Genomic DNA, 20,364 nt, shown 5'->3' with positions numbered 1-20,364 from the left:
TTTAAGGTTTTAGGATGTTTGGAGATTTACAAAGTTAAAAAGAGGTGATGTGATGACTAAATATATATTTAAAAGAATTTTAATAGCTATAGGAGTGTTGTTTGGAGTTTCAGTAATAATATTTTCTCTTGTACATATGCAGCCAGGTAATCCTTATACTAGCATGATTGATCCAACAGTACCGCCAGAAGTAATTAAAGAGATGTTAACTAAGATAGGATATTATGACCCAATTCATATAAAATATATAAAATGGATTTCAAGGGCATTAAGAGGTGATCTTGGATATTCAATTCAATATGGACAACCAGTTTTACAAGTTATAAATAGTAGAATCTGGAATACTGTATTGTTATCGTCTTTTGCATTAATAATAAGTACTATTTTGGGAATTATTATAGGAATTATTTCAGCTATAAAGAAAAATACATTATTTGATTATGTTACTACTGTATTTTCATTTATAGGCATATCTATTCCTGCATTTTTCTTTGGGTTACTTTTAATAAAAATATTTGCATTTGATTTTCCTATTTTGCCAGTGTCAGGTATGAAAACTTTAGGTGAAGATTATACTGGAATAAAAAATGCATTAGATGTTTTAAAACATATGATACTTCCAGGGCTAGTTCTTGCATTGCTTCAAAGTGCAGCATTTGTAAGATACACAAGGTCATCTATGTTAGAAGTATTAGATAAGGATTATATACGAACTGCAAAAGCTAAGGGATTAACAAAGAAGAAATCTATTTTAAAGCATGGAGTAAAAAATGCACTGATACCATTAGTTACAATAATATGTATGCAGATACCATTTATTTTTTCAGGTGCATTACTTACAGAAACTATATTTGTTTGGCCAGGCATAGGAAGACTTAATTATGATGCAGTATTAAATAGAGACTATCCTCTAATAATGGGAATTTTAATGATACTTTCAATAATTATATTACTTTCTAACTTGCTTGCAGATATTTTATATGCAGTTATAGATCCAAGAATAAAGTATAAGTAGGAGAAAAGATATGATAAATAAATTTAAGAAAAATAAATTAGCTATGATAGGAGCAATTATTTTATTTATATTAGTTTTAATATCTATATTAGCTCCTTTATTAACTAAATATAATAGTGATTCAATAGATTTATATAACATAGCATCAAAGCCTAATAGTGAGCACTTATTAGGTACAGATGAAATTGGTAGGGATGTTTTTACACGACTTATTTATGGAGGTAGAGTTTCACTTTGTGTTGGTATATTTGCAACTATAATCCAGGTATCAATAGGAGTTGTTTTGGGAGTTATTTCAGGATTTTTTGGAGGAGTTATAGATGGAATTATAATGAGAATTGTAGATGTAATAATGTGTTTTCCATTTTTTATGGTAGCACTAGCATTAGCCGCATTACTAGGTCCAAATGTTCTAAATTTAATTATTATAATATCAATTCTTTCATGGACAGATATAGCAAGAATTGTTAGGGCTGAGGTTCTTTCTTTAAAAGAGAGAGAATTTATAATAGCATCAAAGGCTATAGGCGTAAATAATTTTCAAATAATAAAAAATCATGTTTTGCCTAATGTATTACCATCTATTTTAGTAGCAAGTACTTTGTCCATGGCTAATGCAATACTTATAGAGTCAGCATTAAGTTTTTTAGGAATGGGAGTAAGGTCTCCAATGTCAAGTTGGGGAAATATGTTAACAGCGGCTCAAAATATGAGAGCACTTAAAAGTCAATGGTGGCTTTGGATGCCACCAGGTTTTATGATTATAATTTCTGTTTTATCTATAAATTTTTTAGGTGATGGACTTAGAAAAATATTAGATCCAAAAGAAAAGGCGTAGGTGAATTGATATGATATTAGAAGTTAAAAATTTAAAAATAAAATTTAAAGATTCACTAAACTATGTTGTAAATGATGTGAGTTTTAAATTAAATGAAGGTGAAATAGTATCTTTAGTTGGTGAGTCTGGTAGTGGGAAAAGTGTAACATCACTTGCAATTATGGGATTATTGTCAGAGGAGTCAGAAGTTAGTGGTGAAGTAATATTTAATAATAAAAATTTATTAAATTTAAATGAAAAAGAAATGTGCACGATAAGGGGAAAGGATATAGGCATGATTTTTCAAGAGCCTATGAGTGCATTAAATCCCTTGATGACAGTTGAAAATCAAATTGGAGAAGTTATAACACAGCATACAAAATTAGAAAAAAAAGCTGTAAAAGAACGAGTTATTGAATTATTAGAAAAAGTAAAAATACCTAATCCAAAAGGAATGCTTAAAAAATATCCTCATGAGCTAAGTGGTGGAATGAGACAAAGGGTTATGATAGCAATGGCAATAGCTATGAGTCCTAAGATTTTAATTGCAGACGAACCAACTACAGCATTGGATGTTACCATACAAAATGAAATATTGGAGCTTTTAAAGGATATAGCTAAAGAAATGAAAATGTCAATTATATTTATAACTCATGATTTAGATGTTGTATGTGAAATGGCAAATAGGGTATTAGTAATGTATTTAGGAAATGTAGTTGAAGAGGCACCTATTTTAGAATTCTTTGATAATACTATGCATCCATATTCTAAGGGATTAATATTGTCTAGACCTAGCAATATATTAGAAGGTAATAGATTGTATTCTATAAGAGGAATGGTTCCAAGTGTAGATGAAATTCCTAATGGATGTAGTTTTAGTAATAGATGTAGTGAGTGCTTGAAAGAATGTACAAAAGATATACCAAAATTAAAAGAAATAAAAGCAAATCACAAAGTTAGATGTCATTTATATTAGGATATTTTTAAAGTGTATATAAAAGGAGAATGTTATGGAAAAAGATTATCTACTTAGAGTAGAGAATATAAAAAAATATTATAGAGTTAAAAAATCGTTATTTTCTAATAAAAATGTTTATGCAAAATCTGTAGATGATGTTTCTTTTAATATAGAAAAAGGAAAAGTTGTTGGACTAGTTGGAGAATCAGGATGTGGAAAGTCCACTATAGCAAAATGCATATTAAATCTTATAGAGCCTACAGAGGGAAAGGTGACTTTTGAAGATAAAGTTATTTATGATGTTAAAAATAATATAAAAATAGATAAAAAAGAGTTAAATGCATTAAGAAAAGATATGCAAATTATCTTTCAAGATCCATATTCATCTTTAGATCCTAAAATGAAGGTTGGGGATATAATAGCAGAGGGAATAAGAGCTCATAATATAAAAAGTAAGCATGAAGCATTAGAATTAGGAGAAAATATGCTACAGTTATGTGGCTTAGATAAAAAGTACATAGAGAGATATCCACATGAATTTAGTGGAGGTCAAAGACAAAGAATAGGTATAGCTAGAGCATTAGCATTAAATCCTAAGTTTGTAATATGTGATGAACCTACAGCAGCATTAGATGTTTCAATACAATCTCAAATTTTAAATTTAATGCTAGATTTAAAAGAAGAATTAAATCTTACATATTTATTTATTTCACATAACCTAAATATAGTTAAATTTTTTTGTGATGAAGTATTGGTTATGTATTTAGGTGTTATAGTTGAAAAAGGAAGTTCAAAAGATGTTTATGATAATTCATTACATCCATATACTAGAGGGTTAATTTCATCTATACCTAGAAGTCATCCATCCATAATTAAAGAAAAAATAATAATTGATGGAGTAGTTAAGAGTAATACAGAAGAATTTTCAGGGTGTAGATTTAGTTCAAGATGCCCATATGCTAGTGAAATGTGCTTAATGAGTGAACCTAAACTTAGAGAAATAGAAAAAAATCATTTTGTTGCTTGCCATATGATATAATTGAAAAAAATAGATGGTTATAGGAGTTTTGAGTATGAAAAGAAAAGTTATAATTGATTGTGATCCAGGGATAGATGATTTCTTAGCACTTTTATTAGCATTGAATTCAGATGAGTTAGATGTTTTAGGTATAACGATTGTTGGTGGAAATGTAGATTTAAAAACTTGTGGTGAGAATGCACTAAAGGCTTTAAAGTTTACTAATTCATTACATATACCGGTTTATCTAGGTTCAGATGCCCCACTTCAAAAGAAACTTGAAAATGCGGAAAATGTTCATGGTGAAGATGGACTTGGAAACACGAATATACCTAATGTTCAAGATGGAATTTTAAAAAATGGAGCAGTAGATTTTATAGTAGATACTTTAAATAAAGAAAAAGATGTTTCAATAATATCATTAGCACCACTTACTAATATAGCAAAGGCTTTAATGAAGGATAAAAAAGCTTTTGAAAATTTAAGTGAGTTTGTTTCAATGGGGGGAACATTTAAAGAATGTGGAAATTGTACACCTACATCTGAATTTAACTATTATATAGATCCACATGCAGCTAATTATGTTTTCAATAACTTAGGAAATAAAGTACATATGATAGGATTAGATGTGACTAATAAAGTAGTGTTAACACCTAATATGATAGAGTTTATAAAACAAATGGATGGAGAGTTATCAAAAACTGTAGTTGATATAACTAAATTTTATGGAGATTTCTATTGGAAAGCAGATAAAGTATTAGGTTCTGTAGTTAATGATCCTTTAGCAGTAGCATATTTTATAGATAGAGAAATATGTAATGGGTTTGAATGTTATACAGATATAGTAACAGAAGGAATAGCTGAAGGTATGTGTATAGTAGATAAAAATAATTTATGGAATAAAACACATAATTCTATAATTTTGGATGAAGTTGATGATAAAAGATTTTTTAGAATGTTTATTAAAGCGATTTTGAAAGATAAAGCTTTAGAAGTTGAAAAGTATATAAAACTATTAGAGTTATAAATATAAATTTAGGCAAGAATTTGATTCTTGCCTATTTTAAAGTGATGAAAAATTGTATGTTGTAAATAAGTATAGGGTTTCAAGCTCAAATTTAAAGTAAGCTTTTATCAAATGATACTATTAAGCTTATGGTTTACTCTGGTATCATGATTGAAACCAATTAAGAACTAAGAGTGAAAAGTAAATAGTTATGGTAGATATTAATCTCTTTGTTCCTACATTGTCAATTGTTAATTTTGTATAGCACTTTCTCAACTGAAACATGAATAGCTTAAAGTTTTAAATTGGATCCCTATATATAGGGTTCCAAGCTGAAAAATGAAATACAAATTAATAAGATTTTCTAAATCAATTTTTAAAGAAATACTAATTTAAATAATTCCTGTTTCTTTATGAAAGAAAAAAGTTTTTCAATTGATTAAATGTGTTATTTAAACTTTGAACCATATATCATAAAAAAATAGACGTAAATATTATTTCTGAATTTATAGAAAATTATTACTATTCCTACTAATTCAAAAGTTATGGAAAAACATTAGTAATTAATGTAAAATAGAAACATAAAAAATTATAAAAGTACAAGATAGCACAAAAATAAAAAATTAAGTCGATTCTTAAAAAATATGTTTTCATAACAAAATTATAGGGTGTGGTGATAAAATTATGTGTTTAGGATGTAAATTAGCCAATAAAGAAAATGTAGATGTTTACAGAATTTATGACAATGATTTTTTTAGTGTAATATTAAATAAAGCTCCTTTTAATGAGGGACATTTGTTAGTTATGCCAAAAAGACATGTTGAAGATTTTTGCGATTTAAAAGATGAAGAGTTAGCTTCACTTTCTATAACGTTGAAGCAAATGAGCAATTTAGTAAAAACGGTATTTGAACCAGATGGAATAACTATTTGTCAGCATGGTGGAATATACAATGATTTAGGACATATTAGTTTTCATGTTATTCCAAGATATGAAAATGATGGTGTAGATTTTGGAAAACCAACTAACAACTATTGTGCTAGTCTTATTTTAAATAAGACTCAAAAAAAATTATTAAATAGAATTGAAGAAGTAGTATAATATATATTTTAAAATAATAGAAAAGAATTTTATGAGCTTTTCTATTATTTTTTGCATTTTCATGTAAGATAATAGAAAAAATATTGAAAAATGTAATAAAAGTAATTAAAATAATAATTATAGAATAAATGTAATAAAATAGATATATAACTATTAAATTTTAAATTAATATCTAAAAGTAAAATAAAGTGTAACATTTTTAAAGAAAAAAATTTAAAATATACTGTACTTTTTATTAAAAAGTGTTATACTATTAATGTAGAAATTACAAAAAACATACTGAATGTAAATTATTAACCTTAGATTACTAAAATAAAATAAATTCAGTTGCAATAAATTTGAATTTGTTTTATTATGAGATATTATTTAAATTAAATTTATTGGGGGAGAATTAATGAATACGGATTTAATGGAAAGTTTAAAAATTAAAACAACAGAAAAGGTTTATACAAACTTAAAGCCTTGTGAACTAGTAGAATTTGCAATAAAGAAAAACGAAGGAAAATTAGATGCAAATGGTGCATTTGTAGTTGAAACAGGAAAGTATACAGGAAGATCACCTAAAGATAGATTTATAGTTAAACAAGAAAGTACAAAATCATTAGTAAATTGGAATGATACAAACTTATCAATAGAAGAAGAAGGATTTAATAAACTTTATAATAAGGTATTAAATTATTTAAATAGTAAAGATTTATTTGTTTTTGATGGATATGTAGGAGCAGATAAAGAATATAAAATGGACATAAGTGTAGTATGTGAGTATGCATCTCAAGCATTATTTGCTACACAATTATTTAGAAGACCTACAAAAGATGAATTAAAAGAGCATAAAACAGAATTTACAGTTATAGCAGCACCAGGATTTAAAGCTGATGCTAAAGAGGATGGAATAAATTCTGAAGCTTTTGTTTTAATAAATTTTGAAAAGAAAATAGTTTTAATAGGTGGAACTCAATATTCAGGAGAAATTAAAAAATCTATTTTCTCAATAATGAACTTCTTATTACCACAAAAAGGAGTATTCCCAATGCACTGTTCTGCTAATATAGGAAAAGATGGAGATACAGCAGTATTCTTTGGACTTTCTGGAACAGGAAAAACAACATTATCAGCAGATCCAGATAGAAATTTAATAGGTGATGATGAGCATGGTTGGAGTGATAAAGGAGTATTTAACTTTGAAGGTGGATGCTACGCAAAAACTATAAGATTAGATAAAGAAAAAGAATCACAAATATTTAATGCACTTAAATTTGGTGCAGTACTTGAAAATGTAATTTTAGATGAAAACAGAGTTCCAAACTTTGATGATGATAGATTAACAGAAAATACAAGAGGAGCATATCCTGTTGAATATATAGAAAATGCAGAATTAAGTGGAGTAGGACAAAATCCAAACACTGTAATATTCTTAACAGCAGATGCATTTGGAGTTATACCTCCAATATCTAAGCTTACTAAGGAAGAAGCAATGTATCACTTTATGTCTGGATACACTAGTAAGCTTGCAGGTACAGAAAGAGGAATAACATCACCTAAAGCTACATTCTCAGCATGCTTTGGTGAGCCATTTATGCTTATGAATCCAGCAGTTTATGCAAAATTATTAGGTGAAAAAATAGTTAAACACAACACAGAAGTTTATTTAGTTAACACTGGATGGTCTGGTGGAGAATATGGCGTTGGAAAGAGAATGGATTTAAAATACACTAGAGCTATGGTAAAAGCTGCATTAAATGGAGAACTTAGAAATGCAGAATATGAAGAACATGAAATATTTAAAGTTTTAGTTCCACAAAGTATAAAAGACGTTCCAAGTGAAATATTAAATCCAAAAAATACTTGGAGTGATGGAAATAAATATGATGAAAAAGCAATTGAACTTGCTAATAAATTCAATGAAAACTTTAAGAAATTTAAAGAAGTAAGTGAAGATATAGCTTCAGCAGGTCCAAAAGCAAAAGTGTTAAGCTATAATTAATTTACAAAACTCACAATTTGTAAATTTAAATATAGATGGAATTTCTATAATTGGCAAAGAAATTCCTATGTCTATACTTATTGTTACCAAAAATTATTAATAAGAGCCTCTTAAAACCAAAATATCACATAGAAAAATCTGTGTGATATTTTGGCTTTTTTATTATATAATATTTATTGTTAAGTTGTGAAATTATAGTGAACAAATTAATTAAATTTTATATATAATATTAATTAATTCCCATTTAGGGCGATAAAACATATGTATAAATAAAAATTAGATTAGGAGGATAATATGAGTAAACGTGAGGGCGGCAAAAAAGTTTTATTAGGAGTATTAGTTATAGCTGTTTGTATAGCAATATATGTTATTGGTAATAGTGGAAAATTTGGAGAATATAAACATGATTATAAAGTTAAGGTAGAAAGTTTTGATAATATTTATGAAGGTAATAATATAAGATTTTACTATATGGATGGAAAAAATGATTATCAAAAAAATTTAAAAGAAAAATATAAATTAAATGAAGTTATAGGTTCAGCAGGAAATGAAATTGAGAAAGCTATGGCTATTATTGATTGGGTAAATGAAAAAGCTGAATTTAATGTAAGTGCTATGGAAGTTGGAAAAACAACTGATGAGATTATGGAAAAGTTAGAAAATAGTAAGGCTCTTTCAGATGAAGGGTATTCAATTGTACTAGAAGAGACTTTATCAACATTAGATGTATTTGTAAGAAAAGGAACATATCTTACAGCTAATACTGTAAAACCAGATCCAAGTCAAAGTTATAAAGTTATAGAGGTTTGGAGTAAAGTACATGCTAAATGGGTAATGATAGATGCGGGAAACAAATGTTATATGACATTAGATGATGTACCTTTAAGTGCAGTAGAAATAATAGAAAATGGGCTAGATAAAGTAAACATTGTTGGATTAAAAAATGAAAAACAAGTAAAAAAATACAAAAAAGATATGAAGAAGTATTTTAATATGTATACTATGCCTATAGATAGCAATAAATATAGAGAGTTAAAAAGTAATTCATATGTAACATATGTTAAAAATTTAGATGATGTACAGCTAGAAAATCAAAAGGGATTCATATCTCCAATGATATTTGTTAATAAGAGAGATGTTTTTGATTTAAATCCAGAAATAATAAATGGAAATAGAAACAAAGATACAAAAGCTGCAATGATTTTGTCTAAAAAAGATTTAAAAGAGGATAAAGAAGGAGCAGTAGGATTTACTATAGGAGCATTTAAGGATAGTGTTATGTTAGAAAAATTCTATATAAGTATAAATGGTGGTAAATATTATGAGGTTAAAAATTATTATGATTTATCATTAGTAGAAGGTAGCACTAAAATAACATTATCAGAAGATGGAGTTAATCCAATTCGAGAAATAGTTCTTAAAAAGATGGGAAAATAGAGAATAAAGTATAAAAGCTTAATATAGTTAATATAATAAAAAGGAAATTATAATTAATTTCCTTTTTTTATTATGTAAATATATTGGGGGGAGAAAAGTGAATATAAATATTATTTTAATATTTAAGGCTATTATTATAGCTATAGTAGAAGGAATTACAGAGTTTATACCGGTATCATCTACTGGACATATGATTATAGTGGGAGATGTAATTAATTTTAAAGGAAGTTTTAGCAATGTTTTTGAAGTTGTAATTCAATTAGGGGCAATATTAGCTATTATAGTTTTGTATTGGGACAAGTTATTTAAATCTATAATTCAATTTTTGAAAGGAATAATATTATTTATAAAAAATATATGTATAAATATATTTTTACCTAAAAGTAAGAAAAAAGTTTTAAATGAAAAGGATAAACAGGGAATTACATTTTGGAAAAATATATTAGTTGCATGTTTACCAGCAGCAATAATGGGATTCTTATTTGATGATTTTATAGACAAGTATTTATTTAATTCATTTACTGTAGCAATAGGACTTTTGGTGGGAGGAATACTACTTATAATTACAGAGAATTACTTTAAAAATAAGTTTGTTACAAGAAATGTAGATGATTTAACCACTAGGCAAGCATTTAGAGTAGGAGTTTTTCAATGTTTAGCTTTATGGCCAGGTATGTCACGTTCATCATCAACTATAATAGGTGGATGGGCAAGTGGAGTATCTACAGTAGCAGCTACAGAGTTTTCATTTTTTTTAGCAATACCTATAATGGTAGGTGCGACTGGTCTAAAATTATACAAAAACTTTGGAATGTTTTCTAGTGGGGAAATATTAGTTTTAGTAATAGGCTTTTTAGTTGCGTTTGTGGTTGCATTAGTTGTTGTTGAAAAGTTTATTAATTATTTAAAGAAAAAGCCTATGAAATCTTTTGCTATATATAGAATTATTGTGTCTATAGTTTTGTTTATTTTAATTTTTAAAACTTACTAAAAAGATATAAGTTTATAGGGAAACAAGTTGAAAAATACAATTATGCTTGTTTTAATTGAAAAATAGAAATTTAAAGTGTTGTACAAAATTAACAATTAGCGATCAACAATTATAAATTAAGGATAAAACTGAAATCTCAGTTTTAAAATTATTTAAACAACACATAAAAACTAGTTTTTATGTGTTTCTATTTTTAGATATTAGGAACAAAGTGAGTAATATATACCATAACTATTCACTTTTCACTCTTAGTTCTTAATTGGTTTCAAATATAAAAAATAGGAATAACATGTAATTTTAGTAGTATCATTTGATGAAGCTATTATTTTAAATTTGAACTTGGAACCCTATAAAATATACTAATGGTTATTAAGAATTTTACAGTAGTTAAAAGTTATTTTTCTAGTAATACTTTTAAATTAGTTTTGTTGCATTTTACAAGAACTGTTCCATCTTTATCAGTTCTATATGTTTTTACATTATGATTATTTAATCTCTTCAGGACATCTTTATGAGGATGCCCATAGTCGTTACCCATGCCACAAGAAATTATAGCTATTTTAGGATTTACTTTAGATATAAAATTTTCAGTTGAAGAAGTTTTACTTCCGTGATGGCCTATTTTTAAAACAGTAGAATTTAAATCTATATTAGATGAAGTTAAAAAATTTTCTATTTCCTTTTCTGCATCTCCTGTAAATAAAAAAGAAAAATTATGATAATTTAATTTTAGTACAATGGAGTAATTATTTATATTATCATATGAAATTTCTTTGGGTGATATAAAGTTTAATGTTAAATTTTCATCTAAATTAACAGTTTTAGGTGCAGAAATAGGAGTTATTTTTAAGTTGTTATATTTAAGTTTTTTCGTCAGATTTACAAATGTTGGAGTGTTAGATGTTATTTTAGGTGCTAGAAAATTATCAACTTTTATGTAGTTAAGAACATATGGTAATGAGCCAATATGGTCATCATGAGGATGAGTAGCTATTATATAGTCTAGTTTTTTTACATTGTTTTTAGTAAGATAATCTATAAGCATATTAGAGCTATCAATAGGTCCACCATCTATAAGAATATTTGACCCATTATGTTGAATTAAAATACCATCACCTTGACCTACATTTATATAATGGATTTTAAGTTCATCATTTATAGTGTTATTATATTTGGGTATTAATAAAATGAAAGTTACACAAAATAGTGCTAAAACCAAAAGATACTTGTATCTTTTAAATAGACATTTAGACATTTATATATAACTCCTTTTTATACTAGTATTTACTAAAAATATTAATTTAAACAAAATATGAGAATCTAAGTTAAAACTTTAAGTTATTCATGTTTTAGTTTAGAATTCTAATTAATTTAATTGAAAATTGAAAGTGAATGTAAAAATTTGAGATCCAATTTTAAACAATGATTTTTTATTAAATTTGCACAGCAAATTAATTGAAAACAATATAAAAACGTAGTTTTTAGGTATTTCTATTCATAAATATTAAGAACGAAGTGAATAATATTAACCAGCATTGTTAATCTTTAATTGTTAATTGATTCCAAACATGATTATAGAATAAACTGTAAGCTTAATAATATCACTTGATAATGGCATTATTTAAACTTTGAACTTGAAACCCTATAGTTATATTTAAGTATAGGGCGTTTTTATGGACTTTTCTAAAAATATTGATATAATTATAAGGAAACAAGTTTAAACTTTAAGTTATTCATATTTCAGTTGAAAACTTTAAATTTTGGTTACATTAAATATAACTTTTAATTTTTAAGTGGTTTCAAATACAAATCTAGTGATTAGATTCAAACCTTAAATTATCAAATAATAAAAGTATAAACTAAAAATATGACTGAAAACCTTATGGATGCAAATAATAGTTAAAGAAGGTGTTAAATATGAGAAAATTTTTATTTATGTTTAAATCTGTAATATATACTCTTTGTTCGTTGGTTCTTATGCCTAAGGCACAAAGTATAAAGAAAAAGTCAGAAGAAGAATTTCAGAAGTATTGTCATCATAAGGCTAATGCATGGGCAAGACTTTTACTTAAAGCTACAGGGCTAAATGTAATAATAAATGGTAAAGAAAATAATATAGATGGACCATGCTTATATGTTGCAAATCATCAAAGTGTAGTAGATATACCATTATTAATTAGTGCCATAAATAAACCTGTAGGAGCAGTAGCAAAACAAGAATTAGAGAAAGTTCCAGTTTTATCTTACTGGTGCAAAGGCATAGGCTGTGTGTTTTTAAATAGAACTAATCCAAGAGAAGGAATAAAATCCATTTTGCAAGGAACTGAAAACTTAAAAAAGGGACAATCAATGTTTATATTTCCAGAAGGTACAAGGAGTCAAGGTGGACCTATAAAGGAGTTTAAAAAAGGTAGTGTAAAAATGGCAATAAAGGCGAATGTTCCAATAATACCTATAACTATTGATGGTACATATAAAATTTATGAAGGATATAAAGAAGCTAAAAAGGATAATAGAGATTGTGTTTGTACATTCCATAAACCAATATATATTAGTGAATTATCTAAAGAGGAACAAAATAACTTGTCAGAAACATGTTATGAAATAATAAAAAGTGAACTTAAATAGAGTATATAGAAAAACATTAAGAAATAAAAATAACTATTTCTTAATGTTTTTTTATTATTAATCATTATATGTAAAAATAACTGTTTTTAATCTGCTCATAGCTTCAATACTATACTTTATTCCTTGGGTTCCCATTCCAGAGGCTTTTATACCTCCAAAAGGAAAATGATCTGGTCCTCTTTCGGTTTTACTATTTATTTGTACAGAACCAACTTCGAGTTTGCTTGCTATATAAAATGCATCATTGATATTGTCTGTAAAAATAGAAGATTGTAAACCATACTCAGATTTGTTAGCTATTTCAATAGCTTCATCTATAGATTTTACTCTTATAATTGGTAAAACAGGACCAAAAGGTTCCTCCCATGCAATTCTCATATCTAAAGATACATTGTCTAGTAATGTAGGATATACTAAGTTATCATCTCGTTTATTTCCAATTAATAAAGAAGCACCCTTATTTAATGCATCTGAAATTAAATCCATAACAAAATCGGCAGCTTTAGAATCTATAAGAGGAGTTATTGTTGAATCATCGTATGGACTACCAATTTTTAGTTTATTTAGATTTTTTAATATCTCAGAACATAGTTCATTAGCAATTGTATCTAAAACTAATACTCTTTTAATAGCAGTGCATCTTTGTCCAGAATAACTGAAAGCACCAGAAACTATTTCCTTAGCTGTTTTTTCTATATTAGCATCTTCTAAAACTATGGCTGCATCTTTTCCACCTAGTTCTAATAAAGTAGGAGTCATTGTAGAAATGCTTGAAATGTGACTGCCTGTATTAGTTGAACCTGTAAAGTTTATAAAGTCTATATTTTTATGGGTTACTAAATAATCGCCAATTTCACTGCCTTTACCAGTAACGGTATTAAGTACACCTTTAGGAAGACCAGCATCATTAAAACATTTTGCAAGATATAATGCACTTATAGAACCTTGAGTTGGTGGTTTTAGGATAACAGTATTTCCAATAACAAGTGCAGGAGCAATTTTGGATGCTGATAAATTAATTGGGTAGTTAAATGGAGAAATACACAAAATAGTTCCAAGAGGAACACGAGTTACAAAAGCAAGCTTGTTTTTTGAAAATCCAGAAAAACTATCAGCAGAAATAGTTTTGCCTTCTAAATCTTTTGCGATATCTGCAGTATATCTAATAAAATCTGCAGTTCTTTTAACTTCAGAAATACAAGAAAGCTTATCTTTAGCTATTTCTAATATTAATGTTTCAGTTAATATGTCTATATTTTCATCTATAATATCTGCTGTTTTATATAATATTTCACATTTTTCATGAATAGGTACATTACACCAAGATTTTTGACTTTCATTAGAATTAAGTATGGAGTTATCTACATCGGATTTAGAAAAAGCAGGAATATCTCCAATAAATTTATTATTTATTGGAGAGTATATAGGTATTTTATTTTCACATGAAATCCATTGACCATTGTATAAATTGCAATAGCTGTTGTTAATTTTAAAATTATCAATCAAAATATTCACCTCACTAATAATTGATAGTAATAGTATTATCAATTATTGTGCAAATTATAAAGACTTTATAATTTCATAAATAAAAAATATAAATTAAATATCAGATTTCTTAGGATTTAATATGTCTTGAATTAAATGTATTTTACGATCAAGAGTAGATACTTCTTTTTGATACCCTTTAATAGTGGATGAAAGAGTATTTTCTTCATTCTTAAGCTTTTTTAATTTCTCTAATAAAGCTTCATTTGCAGTTAATCTTTTTTCAATTGATGGTTCATACATTTTTTTTATAGTATTTTGTTTGTTGAAATCAAATTTAATTCTATTATAATATTTAAGTATAGACTTACATATTTGTTTGGTGGAATCGATTGTTAAATCACAAAGTTTATCTAAGATTTTGTTGATTTCATTCATAATCATATCACCTCAACAATAATTGTATATAAATTTGTATATGAAAGGCAAGAATTTTATGTTAAGTAGTAAAAAATATTTAAGAAAAATAAATAAGCATATAAAAGAACTTGAATGTGAAAAAGAAAAAATAGAAAAAGATATAGAAAAAACTGAAAAAAGAATTGAAAATGAAAAGAAAGAAATAAATAGCATTGTAGAAAAAAAAGAAAAGTTAGAAACTACATTTAAAAGTTTAAAAAAGGTATTAGTTGAAAGAGGATTAACTTTTGAAATAGACAACGTAAAAGGCATAGCACAGTGGGATAACTTAAAAATATCGAAAAAGTCTAAAAAGTTTGTAATAACAAATAGTGAAAATCAGGTAGTAAAAGAATTAGATGAAGATATAAGTGAAATAATGAGTGATATAAAAAATGATAATGTAAATATAAGTACTTTAGTTTTAAGAAAAACCAATCAAAGTGCATTAGTACAAATTAGGTTTACTCCTTATGATGAAATATAGTGTTCCAAGTTTAAATCAAAAATAATAGCTTTATCAAATGACACTACCTATATTACAATTAAGTCCATTATTAGATAATGTTTTTAACTATATCCAAATAAAAGTCAGATACCAATGTGCTATAATTTTTAGTTACAAAAGAAAAATAAAATACAAAAATAAAGCCAAATTAAATTTAGCTTTATTTTTTGTTAATTTTATAGTATTTAGTATTGAAAAGTGATTTTGGAATATTAGATATCTCTTTCATTATGTATTTTACTGAAGAATGTAAGAGCATATATTCCAGCTAGGCCTACTAATCCATAAATAATTCTACTTACCATACTTATTGAACCAAATACACTAGAACCTGAGAATAGTGCAGCCACTAAATCGAATTGGAATAGTGCTACTAATCCCCAATTTACTGCACCAATTACAACTAATATAAGTACGATTGTATCTAAAAATTTCATTTTTAAAACCTCCTTAAAATAGTATAGTTTAATTATTACCAATAAATAATAAATTATTCCTTATATAATTTAAGGTGATTTTAAAAATAAAACTTGTTAGTTGGTTAATAAGATTATATAATGGAATTATTGCATAATAAAAGAAGAAAGAGGGAGTAATATATGCATATAGTTAAACTTATATTAGAAATACTACTTTATTCTATTCTTGCTTTGTTCGCTTATATTGCATTAAGAACATATGTACTTCAAAAGATAAAAGTCAGCAAATGGATAGTTTTAGTACTAGCATTTACTGTATTTTTAGTACCGAATTTACTATGGCCAACCATGCCGATGATTGTTTCAAGATATGTAATTCCACTTATATTTATCATACTATTCTTATGGTTTATGGATTTATGTGGATTTATGAAGGGTATGGAACAAGGTGAATCAAATAACAAGTACTATGATAAGTATAACAAGAGCAACAATAAAGTAATTAAGCCTAAAGCTAAGCCAAATAGAATTAAAAATAATAAATAATTTGGATATATAGGAAGATAAAATTCATTTAGACTTATTCAAATACAAATGTAAGTTTGAGTTTAAAGTTAGATGTATTTTAATTTAAAAATTGAACTTTGAAATTGAATAAGATTTAAGGTTAAATTAGAAACCTATAAATAAAAACACATTAACTTAAAAAAGTGATGTGTTTTTATTTTATTTATTACTATTTAATCTAAAAAAGCATATAAATAATAATATAGGGATATTTAGTTTTATCACATTTAGTTTATAAATAAATTCTGAGGTGATGTTTTGGATACTTTAATAATATTTTATGATAATAGCATATTGATGAAAATGTCAAAAGTATTGGAAAATAGTATTAAGTGTGAATCAAAAGCTATAAGAAATGTGTATAGTGTAGATAAACCAAAGGATAAATATCTTAAGTTTTATAGTGATAATTTACAAATTGAAGGTGTTGAGAAATCTTTATTGGAAGGGAAAACTAATGTGATAGTAATATTACCAATATGGTTTTATAAATCATATTTTAAGATGGAAAACAGTTCTTTAGTAAATAATTTAAAAGGAAAAAACATTATCCTACTTACGTTAGGAGAAGAAAATAAGTTGGATGAAGAAAAAATATTTTTATATTCCAATTTAGTAGGTAAAAAATATTTTAAAAAAGATGATTTATCAAATGAAGAGTGGTGTAAAAGTTTGATAGAATGGATTGTAAAATTAGTTTAATAATATAAAAGCATTATTAGGTGACTAATAATGCTTTTTAAAATTAAAATTATGTAAATTTAATAATAACATATGGAATAAAATATCATAAATTGAGATTAATTATTGTAAATTTATCTCAATATGATACAATTTAAATAGTTAAGGCACATGGAAGCAAATAATAGGACTAATATGAATAAAGATGTAATAAAAAGTATAAGGGTATATTTGTTTTATAAAATGATTAAAATAAATATTCTGAATTATGCATTTCGTGTTCAGAGTTTATAAGAAAATTTATATTTAAAAGTTTAAATTTAATATAAATAATTAAATTTTATATAATAATCTAAAATTTAGTATTTATTTTTATGAAATTTAAAGTATAATATAGTATATTTTATAGTTAATAAATAAATTTTATGTTTATGTATCTTTATGGAATATAAGGTATAATCATATTATTTTCTTGGTTATGCCTAAGTATAATTTAAAATTGAAAAATTTGTAAAAAAGGAGAGTTGACAATGAAGTTTTATGTATACAATACTATGACAAGAAATAAAGATGAGTTCATTCCAGTAGTTCAAGATAAAGTAGGTATGTATACTTGTGGACCAACAGTATATAATTACGCTCATATAGGAAATTTAAAAACTTATATATTTGAAGATGTTTTAAAGAAGTCATTAGAATATGTTGGATATAAAGTAAAACATGTAATGAATATAACAGATGTAGGTCATCTTCAATCAGATGGTGATGAAGGCGAAGATAAAATGGCATTAGGTGCATCAAGAGAGAAAAAGACAGTATGGGAAATTGCTAGATTTTATGAAGATGCATTTATGGATGATTGTAGAAAGCTTAACATAAAAAGACCAACAGTTGTATGTAGAGCAACTGACCATATAGAAGAGATGATAAAATTCATTCAAGTTTTAGAGGAAAAAGGATATACATATGAAGCAAACGGAAATGTATATTTTGAAATAGATAAATTTAAAGACTATACTAAATTAGCTAATTTAAGTATAGATGAATTAGAAGCAGGAAGTAGAATAGAAGTAGATGCTAATAAGAAAAATCCTTTAGATTTCGTTCTATGGTTTACTAATTCAAAATTTAAAAATCAAATAATGCAATGGGATTCACCATGGGGAAGAGGATTTCCAGGTTGGCATTTAGAATGTTCTACAATGTCAATGAAATATTTAGGAAAGAAGATAGATATACACTGTGGTGGAATAGATCATATTCCAGTTCATCATACTAATGAAATTGCACAATCAGAAGCATACACTGGAGAAAAATGGGTTAACTATTGGATGCATGCTGAATTTTTAGTTTTAAATGATGGTAAAATGTCAAAATCAAAAGGTGATTTTTTAACTATAAAAAGACTAGAAGAAGAAGGATTTACAGCATTAGATTATAGATACTTTATACTACAATCAAGATATAGAAAACAATTATTATTTACTTTTGAAAACTTAGACGATGCTAGAAAATCATTTAGAGCACTTAAAAAGAGAGTAGCAGCTGTATTAGAAAATGTTGATGAGTCATTAGAAATAAGACAAAGCAATATAGAAGAATATAGAGAAAATTTCAAAAAGCAAATAAGCGATGATTTAAATATACCTAATGCATTTACTGTACTTTTAGATGTATTAAAATCCGATGAATTAAACAATAAGGAAAAAAGATTTTTAGTAGAAGAATTTGATAAAGTCTTATCATTAGATTTAATGGTAGTGGAAAAGGATTTATCAAGTGTAGATGTTGAACTTGTAAATAGTCTAATTGTAGATAGAAATGAAGCAAGAAAAAATAAAGATTATCAAAAAGCTGATGAAATAAGAAATAAGCTTTTAGAAATGAATATTGAAATTCTAGATAGTAAAGAAGGAACTACTTGGAGACTTAAATAAAATATATTGTAAGTTAAAATACTATTAAGCATTTATTTTTAAATAGATACTTAATAGTATTTTTTTATCTTAAAAGACATTAAAAAATATAAAAATACTAAGTTAAGTGCGATTTAGGAATAAAATCTGTAGTACATGTCAATATTGCAAAGGAAATGTAAGAAAAAAATTTTTTTAGAATACAGAATAATTGTTATTTTTTGGGAATATAATGATAAGATATATATATTCAAATGTAGGGTAGGTGATAATTATGAGGAAAAAAATATATAAAGTTATAGCAATAGTCTCTATAACTTTAATCTGTAACCTTGGATTTTTTAACGTTGCTTTAGCTGAAGATACAGTAAACATAAAAAAAATAAATCAGAATGTTTGTGAAAAAACTTATGAATATAATTTAAACATACCTGAAGTTACAGGAATGAAGAATTCTAAGTTTCAAAATAGTTTAAATAAGAAAATAAAAGATGAATTAGAGAAAAACAAGGAATGTATTATATCAACAAGTATTGATGATTTTAAATATGCAAATGAAAATAATTATGATATAAAAAAATACAAATTTAAATCAGATTACAATGTAACAAGTAAAGGCAACATACTAAGCTTAACAATAAAAAGTCAAGAATATATAGGGGGAGAGTATTCTTTAGAAACTCAAAAAACATATAATATAGATTTGAAAAATAACAGATTATTAGAACTTAAAGATGTAGTTTCAGATAAAAATATAAAAAGAATAGAAGAGGAAGTAAATAAGAGTATACAAAATAATAGTAAATATTATAAAAGAGAAGTTAAAAAAAATATAGAAAATGAAACTAATTTTTATGTGGATGAATCTAATGTGTATGTATATTTTAATGCTAATGAGATAGGTCCATATACAATAGGAATACCAGAATTTAAATTTTCATTTTAACTTTTAGGTTAAAAATGAGCTATTTAAGAACTAACTAATTAAAGTAAGTTTTTAAATAGCTCATTTAAATTTAAAAATATATTTAAATAATTTTATAACATAGTTAATTAAGAAATATTAATTATTAGTTTTTGATACTTTTATAATTTACACTATGCCTAGAGTATCATTAAATATAAATAGAAGAAAATAAGAAAAAATAAAAGGATAACGTGTATAATTTTTATAAATAGTGACAAAATAATAGAAATAGAAAAGTAGATTGTATATAATAAATCTTGTCGCTGAGGCAAACAAGTAATTGAAGCCAAACGATGTAGAAATAAACTTCAAAAAACATTAAAAAAAATGTTGACAAGAAAGTTTAAATCTAGTAAAATAGGAAAAGTCGTCAGGTGATGATGACACATTGGTCTTTGAAAATTAAA

The 20,364-nt window shown here is 25.6% G+C and carries 19 protein-coding genes; 15 read left to right on the top strand and 4 right to left on the bottom strand.

What is annotated here, in order from left to right:
* Positions 1 to 52 precede the first annotated feature (52 nt).
* The 9 genes from BN346_RS08010 to BN346_RS07970 all read left to right on the top strand — a co-directional run bounded on the left by BN346_RS08010 (position 53) and on the right by BN346_RS07970 (position 10,327).
* Positions 53 to 1,015 carry an ABC transporter permease gene (locus BN346_RS08010; protein WP_040327728.1) on the top strand — a complete coding sequence of 321 codons (963 nt, stop codon included), beginning with the start codon at positions 53 to 55 and terminating at the stop codon, positions 1,013 to 1,015.
* A gap of 10 nt (positions 1,016 to 1,025) precedes the next feature.
* A complete protein-coding gene (opp4C, locus tag BN346_RS08005; RefSeq protein WP_040327726.1) occupies positions 1,026 to 1,853 on the top strand; it encodes an oligopeptide ABC transporter permease in 828 nt (275 codons plus the stop codon).
* Between the two features lie 10 nt (positions 1,854 to 1,863).
* Positions 1,864 to 2,808 carry an ABC transporter ATP-binding protein gene (locus tag BN346_RS08000; protein ID WP_040327725.1) on the top strand — a complete coding sequence of 315 codons (945 nt, stop codon included), beginning with the start codon at positions 1,864 to 1,866 and terminating at the stop codon, positions 2,806 to 2,808.
* A 34-nt stretch (positions 2,809 to 2,842) separates the two neighbouring features.
* On the top strand, positions 2,843 to 3,829 hold the full coding sequence (locus BN346_RS07995; protein WP_040327722.1) for an ABC transporter ATP-binding protein: 987 nt from the start codon (positions 2,843 to 2,845) through the stop codon (positions 3,827 to 3,829).
* Between the two features lie 34 nt (positions 3,830 to 3,863).
* On the top strand, positions 3,864 to 4,835 hold the full coding sequence (locus tag BN346_RS07990) for a nucleoside hydrolase (RefSeq protein WP_040327720.1): 972 nt from the start codon (positions 3,864 to 3,866) through the stop codon (positions 4,833 to 4,835).
* A gap of 663 nt (positions 4,836 to 5,498) precedes the next feature.
* Complete coding sequence (locus BN346_RS07985) at positions 5,499 to 5,915, top strand: HIT family protein (protein WP_051540171.1); 417 nt, start codon at positions 5,499 to 5,501, stop codon at positions 5,913 to 5,915.
* Positions 5,916 to 6,309: 394 nt separating this feature from the next.
* On the top strand, positions 6,310 to 7,899 hold the full coding sequence (gene pckA, locus BN346_RS07980) for a phosphoenolpyruvate carboxykinase (ATP) (RefSeq protein ID WP_040327719.1): 1,590 nt from the start codon (positions 6,310 to 6,312) through the stop codon (positions 7,897 to 7,899).
* Positions 7,900 to 8,193: 294 nt separating this feature from the next.
* The gene (locus BN346_RS07975) at positions 8,194 to 9,336 is read left to right on the top strand and encodes a hypothetical protein (protein WP_040327717.1); all 1,143 of its coding nucleotides are present in this window, start codon (positions 8,194 to 8,196) and stop codon (positions 9,334 to 9,336) included.
* Between the two features lie 97 nt (positions 9,337 to 9,433).
* Positions 9,434 to 10,327 carry an undecaprenyl-diphosphate phosphatase gene (locus tag BN346_RS07970; protein ID WP_040327716.1) on the top strand — a complete coding sequence of 298 codons (894 nt, stop codon included), beginning with the start codon at positions 9,434 to 9,436 and terminating at the stop codon, positions 10,325 to 10,327.
* A gap of 394 nt (positions 10,328 to 10,721) precedes the next feature.
* On the opposite strand, the gene BN346_RS07965 is transcribed toward BN346_RS07970, so the two are convergent.
* Positions 10,722 to 11,582, bottom strand: a complete 861-nt coding sequence (locus BN346_RS07965) for a ComEC/Rec2 family competence protein (RefSeq protein ID WP_040327714.1) — start codon at positions 11,580 to 11,582, stop codon at positions 10,722 to 10,724.
* Positions 11,583 to 12,244: 662 nt separating this feature from the next.
* Between BN346_RS07965 and BN346_RS07960 the strand changes: the two genes are divergently transcribed.
* Entirely contained in the window at positions 12,245 to 12,955 is a 711-nt protein-coding gene (locus BN346_RS07960; protein ID WP_040327712.1) for a lysophospholipid acyltransferase family protein, read from the top strand.
* Between the two features lie 57 nt (positions 12,956 to 13,012).
* Here BN346_RS07960 and BN346_RS07955 read toward each other — a convergent pair whose 3' ends face one another.
* Together BN346_RS07955 and BN346_RS07950 are read right to left on the bottom strand one after the other, a co-directional pair.
* The gene (locus tag BN346_RS07955; RefSeq protein ID WP_040327711.1) at positions 13,013 to 14,461 is read right to left on the bottom strand and encodes an NADP-dependent glyceraldehyde-3-phosphate dehydrogenase; all 1,449 of its coding nucleotides are present in this window, start codon (positions 14,459 to 14,461) and stop codon (positions 13,013 to 13,015) included.
* A 93-nt stretch (positions 14,462 to 14,554) separates the two neighbouring features.
* Positions 14,555 to 14,878 carry a hypothetical protein gene (locus BN346_RS07950; RefSeq protein ID WP_040327709.1) on the bottom strand — a complete coding sequence of 108 codons (324 nt, stop codon included), beginning with the start codon at positions 14,876 to 14,878 and terminating at the stop codon, positions 14,555 to 14,557.
* 58 nt (positions 14,879 to 14,936) lie between these two features.
* Here BN346_RS07950 and BN346_RS07945 point away from each other — a divergent pair, with 58 nt between their 5' ends.
* Positions 14,937 to 15,386 (top strand): hypothetical protein, encoded by a 450-nt coding sequence (locus BN346_RS07945; RefSeq protein WP_040327708.1) that lies wholly within the window; start codon positions 14,937 to 14,939, stop codon positions 15,384 to 15,386.
* A gap of 233 nt (positions 15,387 to 15,619) precedes the next feature.
* Here the strand turns inward: BN346_RS07945 and BN346_RS07940 are convergent, their stop codons facing one another.
* The gene (locus BN346_RS07940) at positions 15,620 to 15,844 is read right to left on the bottom strand and encodes a DUF378 domain-containing protein (RefSeq protein WP_040327707.1); all 225 of its coding nucleotides are present in this window, start codon (positions 15,842 to 15,844) and stop codon (positions 15,620 to 15,622) included.
* 162 nt (positions 15,845 to 16,006) lie between these two features.
* Here BN346_RS07940 and BN346_RS07935 point away from each other — a divergent pair, with 162 nt between their 5' ends.
* The 4 genes from BN346_RS07935 (at position 16,007) to BN346_RS07920 (ending at position 19,936) form a co-directional block, all read left to right on the top strand.
* Entirely contained in the window at positions 16,007 to 16,372 is a 366-nt protein-coding gene (locus BN346_RS07935; protein ID WP_040327706.1) for a hypothetical protein, read from the top strand.
* Between the two features lie 279 nt (positions 16,373 to 16,651).
* A complete protein-coding gene (locus BN346_RS07930; protein WP_040327705.1) occupies positions 16,652 to 17,095 on the top strand; it encodes a hypothetical protein in 444 nt (147 codons plus the stop codon).
* A 509-nt stretch (positions 17,096 to 17,604) separates the two neighbouring features.
* Complete coding sequence (gene cysS / locus BN346_RS07925; protein ID WP_040327704.1) at positions 17,605 to 19,011, top strand: cysteine--tRNA ligase; 1,407 nt, start codon at positions 17,605 to 17,607, stop codon at positions 19,009 to 19,011.
* Positions 19,012 to 19,264: 253 nt separating this feature from the next.
* The gene (locus BN346_RS07920; RefSeq protein WP_040327702.1) at positions 19,265 to 19,936 is read left to right on the top strand and encodes a DUF3298 and DUF4163 domain-containing protein; all 672 of its coding nucleotides are present in this window, start codon (positions 19,265 to 19,267) and stop codon (positions 19,934 to 19,936) included.
* Positions 19,937 to 20,364 lie beyond the last annotated feature (428 nt).

This window comes from Clostridium ihumii AP5 (genome assembly GCF_000612845.1).
Taxonomy (GTDB): Bacteria; Bacillota; Clostridia; order Clostridiales; family Clostridiaceae; genus Clostridium_J; species Clostridium_J ihumii.
Note: the sequence above shows the minus strand (reverse complement) of the source record. Positions and strands in the feature narration are given on the sequence as shown.

Bases quoted from the DNA above. Each gene is read 5' to 3' on its own strand.
- BN346_RS07960 (WP_040327712.1), top strand. From the start codon at position 12,245: ATGAGAAAATTTTTATTTATGTTTAAATCTGTAATATATACTCTTTGT.
- BN346_RS07940 (WP_040327707.1), bottom strand. From the start codon at position 15,844: ATGAAATTTTTAGATACAATCGTACTTATATTAGTTGTAATTGGTGCA.
- BN346_RS07990 (WP_040327720.1), top strand. From the start codon at position 3,864: ATGAAAAGAAAAGTTATAATTGATTGTGATCCAGGGATAGATGATTTC.
- cysS (WP_040327704.1), top strand. From the start codon at position 17,605: ATGAAGTTTTATGTATACAATACTATGACAAGAAATAAAGATGAGTTC.
- BN346_RS07920 (WP_040327702.1), top strand. From the start codon at position 19,265: ATGAGGAAAAAAATATATAAAGTTATAGCAATAGTCTCTATAACTTTA.
- BN346_RS07965 (WP_040327714.1), bottom strand. From the start codon at position 11,582: ATGTCTAAATGTCTATTTAAAAGATACAAGTATCTTTTGGTTTTAGCA.
- BN346_RS07975 (WP_040327717.1), top strand. From the start codon at position 8,194: ATGAGTAAACGTGAGGGCGGCAAAAAAGTTTTATTAGGAGTATTAGTT.
- BN346_RS08000 (WP_040327725.1), top strand. From the start codon at position 1,864: ATGATATTAGAAGTTAAAAATTTAAAAATAAAATTTAAAGATTCACTA.
- BN346_RS07945 (WP_040327708.1), top strand. From the start codon at position 14,937: ATGTTAAGTAGTAAAAAATATTTAAGAAAAATAAATAAGCATATAAAA.
- pckA (WP_040327719.1), top strand. From the start codon at position 6,310: ATGAATACGGATTTAATGGAAAGTTTAAAAATTAAAACAACAGAAAAG.
- BN346_RS07950 (WP_040327709.1), bottom strand. From the start codon at position 14,878: ATGAATGAAATCAACAAAATCTTAGATAAACTTTGTGATTTAACAATC.
- BN346_RS08010 (WP_040327728.1), top strand. From the start codon at position 53: ATGACTAAATATATATTTAAAAGAATTTTAATAGCTATAGGAGTGTTG.
- BN346_RS07995 (WP_040327722.1), top strand. From the start codon at position 2,843: ATGGAAAAAGATTATCTACTTAGAGTAGAGAATATAAAAAAATATTAT.
- opp4C (WP_040327726.1), top strand. From the start codon at position 1,026: ATGATAAATAAATTTAAGAAAAATAAATTAGCTATGATAGGAGCAATT.
- BN346_RS07985 (WP_051540171.1), top strand. From the start codon at position 5,499: ATGTGTTTAGGATGTAAATTAGCCAATAAAGAAAATGTAGATGTTTAC.
- BN346_RS07935 (WP_040327706.1), top strand. From the start codon at position 16,007: ATGCATATAGTTAAACTTATATTAGAAATACTACTTTATTCTATTCTT.